14 protein-coding genes are annotated in these 13,953 nt (G+C 69.9%); 5 read left to right on the forward strand and 9 right to left on the reverse strand.

The window, feature by feature from the left end:
- Nucleotides 1–7: 7 nt before the first annotated feature.
- Nucleotides 8–259 (forward strand): hypothetical protein, encoded by a 252-nt coding sequence (locus H180DRAFT_RS00080; protein ID WP_107097533.1) that lies wholly within the window; start codon nucleotides 8–10, stop codon nucleotides 257–259.
- Between the two features lie 231 nt (nucleotides 260–490).
- Here H180DRAFT_RS00080 and H180DRAFT_RS00085 read toward each other — a convergent pair whose 3' ends face one another.
- Nucleotides 491–868: a metal-sensitive transcriptional regulator gene (locus H180DRAFT_RS00085; RefSeq protein WP_055483903.1), complete on the reverse strand. Its 378-nt coding sequence runs from the start codon at nucleotides 866–868 to the stop codon at nucleotides 491–493.
- A gap of 273 nt (nucleotides 869–1,141) precedes the next feature.
- Here H180DRAFT_RS00085 and H180DRAFT_RS00090 point away from each other — a divergent pair, with 273 nt between their 5' ends.
- Nucleotides 1,142–1,762 carry a DUF47 domain-containing protein gene (locus tag H180DRAFT_RS00090; RefSeq protein ID WP_055483904.1) on the forward strand — a complete coding sequence of 207 codons (621 nt, stop codon included), beginning with the start codon at nucleotides 1,142–1,144 and terminating at the stop codon, nucleotides 1,760–1,762.
- A gap of 6 nt (nucleotides 1,763–1,768) precedes the next feature.
- Complete coding sequence (locus H180DRAFT_RS00095) at nucleotides 1,769–2,764, forward strand: inorganic phosphate transporter (RefSeq protein WP_055483905.1); 996 nt, start codon at nucleotides 1,769–1,771, stop codon at nucleotides 2,762–2,764.
- Between the two features lie 244 nt (nucleotides 2,765–3,008).
- Here the strand turns inward: H180DRAFT_RS00095 and pstB are convergent, their stop codons facing one another.
- The 4 genes from pstB to pstS all read right to left on the reverse strand — a co-directional run bounded on the left by pstB (nucleotide 3,009) and on the right by pstS (nucleotide 7,413).
- Nucleotides 3,009–3,785, reverse strand: a complete 777-nt coding sequence (gene pstB, locus H180DRAFT_RS00100; RefSeq protein WP_055483906.1) for a phosphate ABC transporter ATP-binding protein PstB — start codon at nucleotides 3,783–3,785, stop codon at nucleotides 3,009–3,011.
- Nucleotides 3,786–3,878: 93 nt separating this feature from the next.
- Complete coding sequence (gene pstA, locus H180DRAFT_RS00105; protein WP_055483907.1) at nucleotides 3,879–4,961, reverse strand: phosphate ABC transporter permease PstA; 1,083 nt, start codon at nucleotides 4,959–4,961, stop codon at nucleotides 3,879–3,881.
- A gap of 109 nt (nucleotides 4,962–5,070) precedes the next feature.
- Nucleotides 5,071–6,096 (reverse strand): phosphate ABC transporter permease subunit PstC, encoded by a 1,026-nt coding sequence (gene pstC, locus H180DRAFT_RS00110; RefSeq protein ID WP_074466528.1) that lies wholly within the window; start codon nucleotides 6,094–6,096, stop codon nucleotides 5,071–5,073.
- 201 nt (nucleotides 6,097–6,297) lie between these two features.
- A complete protein-coding gene (gene pstS, locus H180DRAFT_RS00115) occupies nucleotides 6,298–7,413 on the reverse strand; it encodes a phosphate ABC transporter substrate-binding protein PstS (protein WP_055483908.1) in 1,116 nt (371 codons plus the stop codon).
- A gap of 573 nt (nucleotides 7,414–7,986) precedes the next feature.
- Here pstS and H180DRAFT_RS00120 point away from each other — a divergent pair.
- Both H180DRAFT_RS00120 and H180DRAFT_RS00125 read left to right on the forward strand, forming a co-directional pair.
- Nucleotides 7,987–9,036: a C40 family peptidase gene (locus H180DRAFT_RS00120; RefSeq protein WP_368073097.1), complete on the forward strand. Its 1,050-nt coding sequence runs from the start codon at nucleotides 7,987–7,989 to the stop codon at nucleotides 9,034–9,036.
- A gap of 203 nt (nucleotides 9,037–9,239) precedes the next feature.
- On the forward strand, nucleotides 9,240–10,727 hold the full coding sequence (locus tag H180DRAFT_RS00125; protein ID WP_055483910.1) for a PP2C family protein-serine/threonine phosphatase: 1,488 nt from the start codon (nucleotides 9,240–9,242) through the stop codon (nucleotides 10,725–10,727).
- Between the two features lie 207 nt (nucleotides 10,728–10,934).
- On the opposite strand, the gene H180DRAFT_RS00130 is transcribed toward H180DRAFT_RS00125, so the two are convergent.
- From H180DRAFT_RS00130 to H180DRAFT_RS00145, 4 genes are all read right to left on the reverse strand, one after another.
- A complete protein-coding gene (locus H180DRAFT_RS00130; protein WP_055484406.1) occupies nucleotides 10,935–11,261 on the reverse strand; it encodes a DUF2516 family protein in 327 nt (108 codons plus the stop codon).
- Between the two features lie 146 nt (nucleotides 11,262–11,407).
- Complete coding sequence (locus tag H180DRAFT_RS00135) at nucleotides 11,408–12,106, reverse strand: hypothetical protein (protein ID WP_074466529.1); 699 nt, start codon at nucleotides 12,104–12,106, stop codon at nucleotides 11,408–11,410.
- Nucleotides 12,107–12,134: 28 nt separating this feature from the next.
- Nucleotides 12,135–12,677 carry a helix-turn-helix domain-containing protein gene (locus H180DRAFT_RS00140; RefSeq protein WP_055484407.1) on the reverse strand — a complete coding sequence of 181 codons (543 nt, stop codon included), beginning with the start codon at nucleotides 12,675–12,677 and terminating at the stop codon, nucleotides 12,135–12,137.
- Nucleotides 12,678–12,792: 115 nt separating this feature from the next.
- On the reverse strand, nucleotides 12,793–13,707 hold the full coding sequence (locus tag H180DRAFT_RS00145; protein WP_055483911.1) for a hypothetical protein: 915 nt from the start codon (nucleotides 13,705–13,707) through the stop codon (nucleotides 12,793–12,795).
- Nucleotides 13,708–13,953: the final 246 nt, after the last annotated feature.

The following is a 13,953-nucleotide window of genomic DNA, read 5'->3' on the forward strand; positions in this document are numbered from 1 at the left end:
GGGTTCTGTGGTCCAGGATCACGTGGCCCTCGCCGAGATCGAGCTGTGCGGCGAGTTGATGATCGCTGCCTCGGCGGCGGAGGCCGCCGGCGAGGAGCGGCTGAGCCTCGCTCGCATCGACGAGGTCCTCGGCACGGTGCCGGGCGAGGCGGACGACGGTGTGTGGAAGGCGGCATCGCGTCCTGCGCCGCGCTGCTCGGCGCCCTCCAGGTCCGCGCAGCCGGGACGGTCCGCCCAGTCGTCGGGTCAGCGGGGCTGACAGCCGCGCCGTCCGTGCCTGAGCGGGAATTGAGCTCCGCCGCGATTGTTCCCTGTGTGATCCGTCACTGAGAGCCGCACGCGCGCGTGCCTTGTCGGTGCCTCCGCACCGCGCTGTCAGCTTGCCCTTGCCCTTGCCCTTGCCCTTGCCCTTGCCCTTGCCCTTGCCCTTGCCCCGTTCCGGCCCGGTGCCCGTTCCGTCCGCGCCCGCGTCCGTGCCCCGGTGCCGTGCTCAGGTGCGCAGCAGGCGCGCTATGGCGGCTGTGGCCTCTTCCACCTTGGCGTCCATCTCCGTGCCGCCCTCCTTCGCCGCGTGCGCGACGCAGTGGCGAAGGTGCTCCTCGAGCAGCTGAAGGGCGAAGGACTGCAGCGCCTTCGTCGATGCGGAGACCTGGGTGAGGACGTCGATGCAGTAGACGTCTTCGTCGACCATGCGCTGCAGGCCGCGTACTTGGCCCTCGATGCGGCGGAGCCGCTTGAGGTGGGCGTCCTTGTCCTTGCTGTAGCCGTGTTCGCCGGTGGCCGCGTGCGCGGAGCACGGGGTGTCCGGGCCGGTGCCGCCGAGTGCGTCGGCGGCTCCCGGCAGTCCGGAGGCGCCTGATGTGGTCATGGGTCCTCCGATGGTCGTCGGGCGGCCCCGGAAAGGGGTCCGTGAAGGGTGCCGATGGCCGGAAATGTGGGGTCCCTGGGAGCCGGAGCGGGGTGGGACAACTGCCTCGGTACCGGGGAAAACATACCCCTCATGGGTATATCGTAGCGGATTCGGGGAGGGCGCTTCAGGGCACAGGAAGCCATGGGCGACACTGTCTGAGGCCGCCTCGCGGTGGCCGGATGATGTGCTTAGCATCAGCCACACCGTTTCCGATGCACCCGAGGACCTCCAGTGCGCTTTCGTCTGACCCCCAGGGAGACGAGCTTCTACGACATGTTCGCGGCGTCCGCGGACAACATCGTCACCGGCTCGAAGCTCCTCATGGAACTGCTCGGGGCGGAGTCCTCCGCTCGCGCAGAGATCGCCGAACGTATGCGGGCGGCGGAACACGCGGGCGACGATGCGACGCACGCGATCTTCCACCAGCTCAACTCGTCCTTCATCACGCCGTTCGACCGGGAGGACATCTACAAGCTGGCCTCCTCGCTCGACGACATCATGGATTACATGGAGGAGGCCGTCGATCTTGTCGTGCTCTACGAGATCGAGGATCTTCCCAAGGGCATCGAGCAGCAGATCGAGGTGCTCGCGCGGGCCGCGGAGCTGACCGCCGAAGCGATGCCGCACCTGCGCACGATGGATCACCTCACCGAGTACTGGATCGAGGTCAACCGGCTGGAGAACCAGGCCGACCAGATCCACCGCAAGCTGCTCGCGTACCTCTTCAACGGCAAGTACGACGCGATGGAAGTCATGAAGCTCAAGCAGGTCGTGGACGTGCTCGAGGAGGCGGCGGACGCGTTCGAGCACGTCGCGAACACGGTCGAGACCATCGCGGTCAAGGAGTCCTGACCCCCTGTGGACACGTTCGCTCTGGTCGTGACCATCGGGGTCGCGCTCTTCTTCACGTACACCAACGGTTTCCACGACTCGGCGAACGCCATCGCCACGTCCGTCTCCACCCGTGCCCTGACGCCGCGCGCCGCGCTGGCCATGGCGGCGGTGATGAACCTGGCGGGCGCCTTTATGGGCAGCAGCGTCGCGGACACCGTGAGCAAGGGGCTGATCGAGACCCCGCACGGCTCGAACGGGATGGCCATTCTCTTCGCCGGGCTCGCCGGCGCGATCGTGTGGAACCTGATCACCTGGTACTTCGGGCTGCCGTCCTCGTCCTCGCACGCCCTGTTCGGCGGACTGGTGGGTGCGGCGCTGGCGGGCGGCACGGCCGTCATCTGGACGGGCGTGGTCGAGAAGATCGTGCTCCCGATGTTCATCTCGCCGATCGTCGGGATGCTCCTCGGCTACCTGGTGATGGTCGCCATTCTGTGGCTCTTCCGGCGTGCCAACCCGCACCGCGCGAAGCAGGGATTCCGCATAGCACAGACGGTCTCCGCCGCGGGCATGGCGCTCGGGCACGGCCTGCAGGACGCGCAGAAGACGATGGGTGTCGTGGTGATGGCGCTGACCATCGCCGATGTGCAGGAGGGCAAGGGCATTCCGCTGTGGGTCAAGTTCGCCTGCGCGGGGATGCTTTCGCTCGGTACGTACGCCGGCGGCTGGCGCATCATGCGGACGCTGGGGCGCCGGATCATCGAACTCGATCCGCCGCAGGGCTTCGCCGGTGAGACGACGGCGGCGTCCGTGATGTACACGGCGTCCTTCATCTTCGACGCGCCGATCTCCACGACGCACGTCATCACCTCCGCGATCATGGGCGTCGGGGCGACGAAGCGTGTCTCGGCGGTCCGTTGGGGCGTGGCGAAGAACATCGTCATGGGCTGGTTCATCACCATGCCCGCAGCGGCACTCGTCGCAGGCCTCTGTTACGGGCTCATCCTGCTGTTCTTCGGCTGAGGCGGAGGTCCGGGAGGGCGCCGTCGCGCAGCCGCCGGTTCCGCCCGGACCTCCGCCCGGTGCCCGGTCGCGGTCGACGAACGTGTGCGGGCTCGCCCCCGGTGGTGTCGGGGACGAGCCCGCCGCCTTGCGGTGGCACCGCCATGCAGCACCGCGAGGCCGTATACGTGCCGGACGGGCGGGGAGCACCGCGCGCTCCGGGCGGGTCCGGCGCGGACCCGCCCGGCCGGTGCTTCCCGGCGGTTCAGCCGAAGCGGCCGGAGATGTAGTCCTCCGTGGCCTGGACCGAGGGGTTGGAGAAGATCCGCTCGGTTTCGTCGATCTCGATGAGCTTGCCCGGCTCACCGACGGCGGAGAGGTTGAAGAAGGCCGTGCGGTCCGAGACGCGCGCCGCCTGCTGCATGTTGTGCGTGACGATGACGATCGTGAACTCGGCCTTCAGGTCCGCGATGAGGTCCTCGATCGCCAGCGTCGAGATGGGGTCGAGCGCCGAGCAGGGCTCGTCCATCAGCAGCACCTGCGGCTGCACGGCGATGGCGCGGGCGATGCACAGACGCTGCTGCTGACCGCCCGAGAGGCCCGAACCGGGCTTGTTCAGGCGGTCCTTGACCTCGTTCCAGAGGTTCGCTCCCTTGAGGGAACGCTCGACGGTCTCGTCCAGGTCCCGCTTCCTCTTCTGGCCGTTCAGCCGAAGGCCCGCCGCCACGTTGTCGTAGATGGACATCGTGGGGAACGGGTTGGGGCGCTGGAAGACCATGCCGATGGTGCGGCGGACCGCGACGGGGTCGACCTGCGAGCCGTACAGGTCCTCGTTGTCCAGCATCACCTTGCCGTCGACGCGGCCGCCGGGAGTGACCTCGTGCATGCGGTTGAGGGTGCGCAGGAAGGTGGACTTGCCGCAGCCGGAGGGCCCGATGAAGGCGGTGACGGAGCGGGGTTCCACGCTCATGGATATGTCGTCGATGGCCCGGTGCGAGCCGTAGAAGGCTGTCAGGCCGCTGACGTCGATGCGCTTGGCCATGGTGTCAGTCGCTTTCTGAGTGCGGGGAGTACGAGAGTCCGGGGCGCTCCGCACGTACGGGCGCGGGCGCGGGTACGGGAGCGGGAGCGGGCATCAGCGGCCCCCCGCCTTCGGCGCCTTCCAGCGGGCGATGCCGCGGGCCACCAGGTTGAGCAGCATCACGAAGGCGATGAGCGTGAGCGCTCCGGCCCACGCACGGTCGATGCTCGCCGCGTTGCCGAGCTTGTACTGGTTCCAGACGTAGAGCGGCAGGGACTCCTGCGCGCCCGAGAACGGGTTCGGGTTGATCAGCGAGTTGCCGAAGACGAGCAGCATCACGGGCGCCGTTTCGCCGGTGATGCGGGCGACCGCGAGCATCACGCCCGTGGCGATGCCGCCGATCGACGTGGGAAGCACGACCTTGAGGATCGTGCGCCACTTCGGCACGCCCAACGCAAGGGACGCCTCACGCAGTTCGTTCGGTACGAGCTTGAGCATCTCCTCGGTGGAGCGGACCACGACCGGCATCATCAGGATCGCCAGCGCCATGGACCCGGCGAACCCGGACGGGCCGAAGCCGAGCCCCAGGTTCCAGAACGCGAGTACGAACAGGCCCGCGACGATGGACGGGATGCCCGTCATGACGTCCACGAAGAAGGTGACCGCGCGGGCGAGCCGGCCGCGCCCGTACTCGACGAGGTAGATCGCGGTGAGAAGGCCCACGGGGGCGGCGATCAGGGTGGCCAGGCCGACCTGTTCGAGGGTTCCCAGCAGCGCGTGGTAGACACCGCCGCCCTCCTCGAGGTTGGTCATGCCGCCCATGGAGTGGGAGAGGAAGTAGCCGTCAAGGAGCTTCGCGCCGCGGCTGATCGTCGTCCACGAGAGGGAGACGAGCGGGACGACGGCGACGACGAAGCAGACCCAGATGACGCTGGTGGCGACCCGGTCGCGGGCCTGACGGCGGTCTTCGACCACGGTGGTCAGCACGTAGGTGATCACGACGAACAACAGGGCTGCGATCAGGCCCCATTGGGTGCGGCTCTCCCATCCGGCCAGGTTGCCGAGGCCGACGGCGAGCCCCACCGAGACCAGGGCGACCACGATCGGGGACCACCGCGGCAGACGCCTGCGTGCCAGCGGCGCGGAGGACGGTGGCGGGTCGGTGACCTGCGGCTTCTCGAGAACGGCGTTGCTCATGCCCGTCCCCTTTCTCCGCTCGCACAAGTCAGCGGTGCGGGTGTGGTGTCGGCGTGCGGCTGGGTGGTTGTGCGCGCGTCGCTCACGCGGTTCCGGGTGCGTACGTCGCTCATGCGTCGGCCCCCGAGTACTCCTTGCGGCGCGCGATGATCCAGCGGGCCGCGCCGTTGACCAGCAGTGTGATGACGAACAGGACGAGGCCGGAGGCGATCAGCGCGTCCCGGCCGAAGTCGTCCGCCTCGTTGAACTTCGCGGCGATGTTCTGCGCGAAGGTGCCGCTGCCCGGGTCGAGGATGTGCCAGCTGAAGACGAAGCCGGGCGAGAGGACCGTGGCGACCGCCATGGTCTCGCCGAGCGCACGCCCGAGGCCGAGCATCGAGGCGGAGATGATGCCCGAGCGGCCGAAGGGGAGGACGGAGGTGCGGATCGTCTCCCAGCGGGTCGCGCCGAGCGCGAGCGCCGCTTCCTCGTACATCTTCGGTGCCTGGAGGAAGACTTCGCGGGAGACGTTGGTGATGATCGGCAGGATCATGATGGCGAGCAGGATGCCGACCGTGAAGATCGAACGGGCCGGACTGCCGGGGTTCGACATCTCGAACACCGTTGTCCAGCCGAAGAACTGGTCGAGCCAGCGGGTGAGCCCGTCGAGGTACGGGACGAGGAAGAGCGCTCCCCAGAGGCCGTAGATGATCGAGGGCACCGCGGCGAGCAGGTCGATCACGTACGCGAGCGGGGCGGCGAGCCGCCGGGGCGCGTAGTGCGAGACGAACAGGGCGATGCCGACGGCGACGGGTACGGCCACGATCATCGCGATGAGCGAGCTGACCAGGGTGCCGAAGGCGAGGATGCCGATGCCGAACGCCGGCGGGTCGCCCTGCGGGTTCCACTCGAAGGCGGTCAGGAAGTTGACCGAGTTCTTGGACACGGCGATGGAGGCGCGGTAGGCGAGGAACCCGGCTATCGCGGCCATGATCACGAGCAGTGTGATGCCCGAGCCGCGGGAGAGGCCGAGGAATACCTTGTCGCCCCGGCGTACGGAGGCGCCCTTGATGTGGGTGGCCGAACCGGCGGCGGGGCCGTCGGCCCCGGGATCGACGGGCGGCGGTGCTTTCTCGGAAGTGCTGGTGGTGTCCATGGTGTCTCCGGTCTGGTCGGGGAGGTGTCCCCTGGCGGCGGTGCACCGGATGGGTTGCTGGTGTCGGTCGGTGGGTTGGAGGGCGGCTCGGAGCCGAGCCGGTGGGGACGTGGCGTGGGGCCGGCCCGGGGGCCGGGCCGGCCGTTCACGCGTCGTGCGGTGCGGCCGCCGGTTCGTCCGGGGCCCCGGCCGGAGCGGCGGTCAGGAGAGCTCCGGGATTGTGCTGCGGACCTTCTCGGCGATCTCGTCCGGCAGCGGCGCGTAGCCGAGCTCGGCCAGTTCGGCCTGCCCGTCCTTGCTGGCCGTGTAGGTCAGGAAGGACTTGGTGGCCTCGAGGGAGCTCTTGTCATTGCCCTTGTCGCAGGCGATCTCGTACGTGACGAGCATCAGCGGGTAGGCACCCTCGGCCTTGGTTGCGTAGTTCAGGTCGAGCGCGAGGTCCTTGCCCTTGCCGACGACCTCGGCGTCGGCGATCGCCTTGGAGGCGTTCGACGTGGTGGCCTCGACGGGCTTGCTGGCGCCGGTGTCGAGCTTGACGGTGTCGAGGTTGTTCGCGGTGGCGTAGGACAGTTCGAAGTAGCCGATGGCGCCGTCCGTCTGCTTCACCTGCTGTGCGACGCCGGCCGAGCCGGAGGCGGACTGTCCGCCCTTGGCGGGCCAGGACTTCTCGTCCGGGTACTTCCAGTCGTCCTTGGCGGCGGCGCCCAGGTACTTGCCGAGGTTCTGGGTGGTGCCCGACTCGTCGGAGCGGTGGAACGGCTGGATGTCCGTGCTCGGAAGCTTCGCCCCGGGGTTGAGCTTCTTGATCGCCGGGTCGTTCCACTTCTTGATCTTCGAGTCGAAGATCTTGGCGATGGTGGGTGCGTCCAGGACGAGGTCCTCGACACCGGGCAGGTTGTACGAGATCGCGACCGGGCCGCCGACCATGGGCAGGTTGATGCCCTGGCCGCCCTTGCAGATCTTCTTGGACTTGGCGACCTCCTCCGGCTTCAGCGCGGAGTCGGAACCGGCGAAGGCGGTGGTGCCCTGCAGCCACTCCTGGATGCCGCCACCGGAGCCGATGTCCTTGTAGTTGATCTGGGTTTCCTTGCAGGCCGTCTGGTAGTTCTTCACCCATGCGTCCACGGCGTTCTTCTGCGCGGTGGAGCCGGACGCGAGCAGCTTGCCCTTGCCGTCGCACTTGATCTTCGCGGCGGCCTTCTGGGCGTCCTTGCTGGTGTTGGTGTCCGAGCCGCAGGCGGTGAGTACCAGGGCGCCGGAGACCGCGACGGCGCCGAGAGCGAGGGCGCGCAGTCGGTTCGTGCGCTGAAGCATCACTTCGTTCGGTTCCTTCCAGGAGCCCGCCGGTGGGGGCGGCGCGCGAGCCGTTTCGGTTCTTGTGGGTTCGGGAGTGCGTACGTTCGCGCTCCGTAAGGCTGAAATTAGACAGATCAGGTGAAGCGGCCCACGAAGCTGAATGAACGCACGGTGAACCTCGGCGGTCGGCCCAGTGGCCCGGCTCTCCGTCGCGCCGCCGGGTTGCGGAGGTCCTTCTCCGCCGGTACGGGCGGGTGTGCAGTCCGCGCGTGACGTGCGCGGACACCGCTCGGAACCACTCATTCCGCCCCCCAGTGCGGGAGGTGCGGACCGGCAGCCGCCCTGTCGGAATCCGTCCGTGCGTGGCAACATCCGGCGCGTCTGGGGCGGTTGACCGGAGCCGACGGTGGAAGAGGTAGGCCAGGGCCGGTTCCGCCGGGCCGCCGTGGCGCCCCGTCCGAGAGGCGACGGAGCGACGGATGCGACGGCGTGACGGAGCCACGGCCGTGAGCGCGGCTACGGGCACGACCCACGACCACGAGCACGACCGGAACGAGGAAGATCCGCGGCGACGTACTACGGCGAGGGGGCCAGGTGGGCGGGACGGGGAAGCGCCGGATGCTGGTGGCGGTCTGCACGCTGGGGCTGCTGGCGGGGCCCGCGGCCGGAAGCGCGTACGCGGCTGCGCCCCGCCCGGACGACGGCGGTGCACGGAGCCTTGAGGAGATCAGCAAGAAGATCGACCGCCTCCACGCGGCGGCCGAGTCGGCCACGGACGCCTACAACGGCGCCCAGGAGCGCGTCGAGAAGCAGCAGAAGGCCGTCGACGAGCTCACCGAGAAGATCGAGTCGCTGCGGGAGACGCGCGGGAAGTACAGGAAGACGGCCGGAGCGCTGGCCCGTGCCCAGTACCGGAGCGGCGGAATGCCCGACGAGGCTCATCTGGTCCTGCGCCGCAGCCCCGAGGAGTTCATGCACGACGCGATGATCCTGCGCAAGGGGCAGCAGGCCGCGAAGGGCGTCCTCAGCACGCTCGCCGAAACCGAGTCCCGGCTGGACGAGTACGCCGGGGAGGCCTCGGAGAAGCTCCGGAAGCTGGAGGCCGCGAAGAAGCGCAAGGCCGCCGCGAAGAAGAAGATCGAGAAGGATCTGAAGGCGGCCGAGCAGATCGAATCCCGGCTGGCGGCCGAGGAGTTGGAGCGCCTCATCGAGCTGGAGGACGAGGGGGCGCGGGCGCGGCAGTCGGAATGGCTGGAGTCCGGTGTCCTCGACGAGATATCCGGCAAGGCTTCGAAGGCCGGGAAGAGGGCGATCGCCTACGCCACGAACCAGATCGGCAAGGACTACGAGTGGGGCGCGGAGGGCCCCCGGACCTTCGACTGCTCGGGGCTGACGCTCCGGGCCTGGCAGGCGGCGGGTGAGGAGATCCCGCGGACCTCGCAGGAGCAGTGGAAGCAGCTGAAGCGCGTGCCGATCAGGAAGATGCGCCCCGGCGACTTGATCATCTACAAGCGTGACGCCAGCCACGTCGGGATGTACGTGGGCGGCGGCGAGATGGTCCACGCACCGCGCACCGGCCGGCAGATCACCGTCGCCGGAGCGGGCTCCCTCGTGATCAAGGGCGTCGTCCGTCCGGACAAATGAGCACGGAGCCACCGAAGGCCGTGGGCATATGACAGTGGTGGATTGCCTCCAGCCATTCCGTACGTGCGCGGGGGAGCGTTAAGGTCCCCTGGACAGTCCGGTCGTGGGCAGGCGCGCAGAAGCCGGCGCTGCCGCCGCACCGGGCCTGGTGGTGTGCCGGCTGGCTCACGACCGCGCCCTCGGGGGGAGGGAAGGAACCACGTATGCCCGTAGGCGTGCCACGTGAGGACGCTGTCCCCGCACCCCCTCGCGCGTCGGTACCACAGCAGAGCGACGGATCCCACGAGCGGGCCGGGGGGAGCGCGAAGGGGCCCCTGACCCTCCTCGTCATCGAGGACAGCCGCGCCGGCGGCCGGAGCGTGCTCGAGATCCTCGACGCCGGAGGCGGCTACCTGCCCGGCGACGTGCACTCCGAGGCCTCCGGCCGGCGCATGAGGGTGCGTACGGCCCGCAATCTCACCGAGGCCGAGCGGCTGCTGACCGACGACGTGCAGTGCATCCTGCTCGACCTCGCCCTGACCGGCACCGGCGGTACGCAGGCCACGGGCGGAACCGGCACAACCGGTTCCCCGCCGGCCCCTGTCGCAGCCGCGCAGGCACCCGGCGGGCCGGGCGGCGCGGCCTCCGGCGCGGGGTCCTCCGGCCCGGGGTCCCAGGGTGCCGGGAGCGGGCCCGCGGCGGGCGCCACGGACGCCTCCGACGGCAGCGGCGCCGCCACCGGCGAGCTGGAGATCCTGCGCCACGTGCTGCGGCTCGCGCCCCGGCACGCGGTGCTCGCGCTCACGGACGGTGCGGACGCGGAGCGTGCAGCCGAAGCCGTACGCGTCGGGGCGCAGGACTACCTCTTCCGCGACGAACTCGACGGACGCCTGCTCAACCGGGCGATCCGCTACGCCGTCGAACGCAAGCGCTCCGACCTCGCCCAGCGGCAGCTCACCGAATCACGGCTGCGGGCCCAGGAGAACGCCCGTCTGGAGCGCGGGCTGCTCCCGACGCCCCTGCTGTCCGGCAGCGAGCTCCGATTCGCCGCCCGGTACCGCCCCGGCCGGTCCCGTGCCCTGCTCGGCGGCGACTTCTACGACACGGTCCGCACCGCCGACGGCACCGTCCACGCGATGATCGGCGACGTGTGCGGGCACGGCCCGGACGAGGCCGCGCTGGGCGTCGAGTTGCGCATCGCGTGGCGTGCGCTGACCTTTGCGGGCCTCTGCGGCGACGAACTCCTCGGGACGCTGCAGAAGGTCCTCGACAACGAGCGGGCGAACGATGAGATCTTCGCCACACTCTGCACCGTCGACATCTCTCCCGACGGGCGGCGGGCCGGGGTCTGCCTGGCCGGACACCCCTCGCCGCTCGTCGCCGGAGCGGGCGGTTCGGCGCCGCGGCTGCTGCCGTACGACTGCAGCGGACCGGCGCTCGGTGTCGTCCCGAATGCGCGCTGGCCACGCCGTCAGGTCGAACTCGGCGGCTCCTGGAGCCTGTTGATGTACACCGACGGCCTCATCGAGGGCCGTGTCGGGGAGGGCCGTCAGCGTCTCGGCCAGGACGGGATGATCGAGATCGTGACCGGCCGCATGGCGCAGGGAGCGGACGGCGAGCGGCTGCTGGACGCCACGATGGAGGACGTGCGGCGGCTCAACGGCGGCGAACTCACCGACGACGTCGCGGTGTTGCTGCTCGACCGCAGATGACCGGGTGCCCGGCGGGAGGGGTGCGGACCCGCCCGCGGGCGCAGCGCGTGTGCCGTTCGTTCAGCACGTCTCGAGGGTGCGGTCGGAACTCCGGGGTGCGGGCGAACTCAAGGGCCCGGTTGGAGCTCAACGGCGCGGTCGGAACTCCGGGGTGCGGTCGGACGGGTGTCGTCGCAGGACCACTGCGGGCCTCTGGACGGCCCGTGCTCAGCGGCCGTTGAACGGCCCGTAGGGACCGTCGCTGCTGCTGCCGCCCCATCGGGGACCGTTGCCCATGACCTGCTTGAGCGCGGGACGAACGTCGACGATGTAGACGATCGTGGCGATCAGACCGGCGATCTGCAGAAAGACGATCGGGTAGATGTTCACGGCGATCGTGAGGCCGAGAATGATCAGCCAGAACGGCTTGGTCTGCTTGCCGGCGGCGGGGTAGGCGTCGGTCCTGCGCATTGCGCCGTCGATGAACGCGAACACCGCCATCGCCAGCAGGACCAGGGAAATCACCCACAGCAGTCCTTGGAACCCCTGCATCATGTCGTCCACATCCCTGCGAGTCCGTAATCCGTGAGCGAGCCGGCCGGCGGCCTGCTGTGGCGCCGCTCGTCATGCCACCGTACCCGTTCGCCGGACCGGGAATCCGGCCCGGCGAACGGCTCGGTCGCGAAGGGGCGGGCGTGGGCTCAGGAACCGGACTGCGGGGGCGTCTTCTTGCTGCCGTTGGTGCTCCCGTTGGCCTTCGGCGTCCCCGGCTTCGAGGTGGTGGTCCTGCCGGTGGTGCTCTTGCCGGCAGCGCCGCTCTTCCCGGCGGCGCCGGCCGCTCCGGTGGAAGCCTTGCCGTTCTTCGTGCCGCCGGTGGTGCCGGCCGTACCGGGCTTGGCGGCAGTGCCGGTACCGGACTTGGCGGCAGTGCCGGTCGTGCGCGCCGTGCCGGACGCCCCGGACTTCGTACCGCCCCGCGGCGTCGCCGGCGGCTCCGCGACCTTGACCGGCTCGCGCTCTACGGTCACCTCGGCCGTGCCGGCCTCCTCGTTCCGCCAGTTCTTCACGGCGCCGCGGCCACGGTCGGCCAGCTCGTCGTAAGCCTCGCGGGCCTTGACCGCGTACTCCGCGGCGATGCCGACGCTCTGCAGGGCAAAGTGCTGTGCCTGCTCGCGCAGCTTCTTGATGTCCGTGTCGATGCTGCCCAGGGTCTCGCTGACCTTCGCCTGCGTCTCCTTGGCCTGCTTCGAGAAGCGCGCCTGTACTTCCTTCGGGTCGGTCGCACGCACGGCTGCGATGCGCTCCGGAGCCTCCTCGCGGATCTTGTCGATGACTCCGGCGGCGAAGTAGAGGGGCTTGGGGTCGGTGAGGGTGTTACGGATGTCGTTCGTGCTGGGCATGAGAGGTCTCTCCCTGTGGACTGAACTGCTATCGGGCGTCGGCCCCTGTGGCCTCGGCTTCGTCTTCCCCGGCGTTCCCTGCCGTCCCGGCCGGCTCGCCCGTCTCGGCCGTTTCGGTCGTTCGGGCCGTCTCGGCGTCTCCGCTGCCCTTCCCGCGGCCGTGGCCGGCGCGCTCGCCGTGTCCGCCGTTTCCGGCGTCCCGGCCAGTGCCGTTCTGCTGCGCGGAGAGGTTCTCCTTGCGGAAGGACTCGTAGATCTGCAGCAGCGCCTGCTTCTGGCCCTCGTTGATCGACGGATCCGCGAGGATCGCTGCCGGGACCTGCAGCAGATCGTCCCGTTCCCGCTCGTCGAGGATTCCGGCCTGCACGTACAGCGTCTCGGCCGAGATCCGCAGGGCTTTGGCCAGCTGCTGGAGGATGTCGGCGCTCGGCTTGCGCAGGCCGCGCTCGATCTGGCTCAGGTACGGGTTGGACACCCCGGCGGCGTCGGCGAGCTGCCGCAGCGAGAGCTTGGCGTTGCGCCGCTGCTCGCGCAGGAACTCGCCCACATTGCCGACGTTCAGGGAAGCCATGGGGTCCATCATGCCCATCGTTGCTAACTTTTGCAAGCACCCTGCTTGCAAGTGTGTCTGTTGCAACATCCGCCGGCCGTTCTGCGTGCCCAGCCGCTTCCCGGCAACGGCCTCTTCAGCGCACGGTGATGATGCGGTGCTGGCCGTGGGCGGACAGGGGCCGGGCGTCGCGGATGCTGGTGACCCAGGTGATTGCCGCGTACCGCCCGGTGGTGAGGGGCGGGGTGAGGGTGATGCCCCGGCCGGGGGAGAGGGGTGGAGTGCCCAGTTGCCGGCCGATGTCGAACGGTGGGGTGCGCCCGGGGTCGTCGAAGAACGCCTGGATGTCCTCTTCGGTGACGGAGTCGTCGGGCACGGGGTAGAGGACCAGTTCGTCGACCTGGTCGCGCATGCGGTTGACGTAGCGCAGCGGCCGGCCGGGACGGACCTGGCCGTGCAGGGCGAACCGGGGTCCGCGGCCGGGGATGTCCACGGCGGTGAGCGTGGCGCAGGGCGGAGCGGGCGAGGTGTCGGTGCGCGGTGGGTGGACGGTGAGGGGGCGGAGGTATTCCCGGCCCGGTGCGGGGTTGCGGCCCCGGTCGCCCTCGAAGTCCAGGAACTCCAGCAGCAGATACCGTCCGGCATCGAGCTGTGCGGTGAAGCCGGTGTCCGTGCCGACGTGGGTGAAGCCGCCGCCGTGCAGTTCGGCGGCGGCCATGAGGGCCCTGGCCGCCTCGATGTTCTCCTGCCCCTCGGTGGCGAAGACGCGTCGCAGCCGGGTGCGGAAGTCCGCCTCGCTCACGCCTTCCCGCAGCCGGGCGAGGCCCACGGCGCCGGTCAGCGGGCTGGTGGTGCGTAACCGGAAGGCCACCGCTCCCTCGGGGGCGCTCTCCGGGGCGGAGAAGCCGTCCTCGCCGGTGACCACGTGCAGGGGCGGGTCCTGCGGGTGCGGGCTGAGCGGAGATCGCGCGTACGCCGTACCGCCTGCGATCACCGATGCGCCCAGTGCCGCAAGGCCCACGACGGTGCTGCGTCTGTTCGGCCGGTTCATGGGAGTCCCTTCTCTGGCGGAGCCGTTGTCACCGCGGCGACTCATGACCGAGTCGCGCGCCTGGCCGGGGCGGCGGCGGTACGGACCGGAGCCCAGGCGATGCGCGGCGTAGGGCCCCGCGCATCAGCGGGGGCGCAGTACGGGCGGTGGTGGCAGTCGCCGCCGCGGCATCGCGCGCATTGCCGTCGGATTCATCAGCCCGGCCGGATCGAAGACGGCCCCGACGACAGTGATGACGCCGCGTGG

Origin of the sequence: Streptomyces sp. WMMB 322 (assembly GCF_900090145.1) — a bacterium.
In the GTDB taxonomy this organism is placed as follows: Bacteria; Actinomycetota; Actinomycetes; order Streptomycetales; family Streptomycetaceae; genus Streptomyces.

Coding starts and splice junctions, on each gene's coding strand:
- H180DRAFT_RS00085 (WP_055483903.1), bottom strand. CDS start 868: ATGACCACATCAGGCGCCTCCGGACTGCCGGGAGCCGCCGACGCACTC.
- pstB (WP_055483906.1), bottom strand. CDS start 3,785: ATGGCCAAGCGCATCGACGTCAGCGGCCTGACAGCCTTCTACGGCTCG.
- pstA (WP_055483907.1), bottom strand. CDS start 4,961: ATGAGCAACGCCGTTCTCGAGAAGCCGCAGGTCACCGACCCGCCACCG.
- pstC (WP_074466528.1), bottom strand. CDS start 6,096: ATGGACACCACCAGCACTTCCGAGAAAGCACCGCCGCCCGTCGATCCC.
- H180DRAFT_RS00125 (WP_055483910.1), top strand. CDS start 9,240: ATGCCCGTAGGCGTGCCACGTGAGGACGCTGTCCCCGCACCCCCTCGC.
- H180DRAFT_RS00130 (WP_055484406.1), bottom strand. CDS start 11,261: ATGATGCAGGGGTTCCAAGGACTGCTGTGGGTGATTTCCCTGGTCCTG.
- H180DRAFT_RS00135 (WP_074466529.1), bottom strand. CDS start 12,106: ATGCCCAGCACGAACGACATCCGTAACACCCTCACCGACCCCAAGCCC.
- H180DRAFT_RS00140 (WP_055484407.1), bottom strand. CDS start 12,677: ATGGCTTCCCTGAACGTCGGCAATGTGGGCGAGTTCCTGCGCGAGCAG.
- H180DRAFT_RS00145 (WP_055483911.1), bottom strand. CDS start 13,707: ATGAACCGGCCGAACAGACGCAGCACCGTCGTGGGCCTTGCGGCACTG.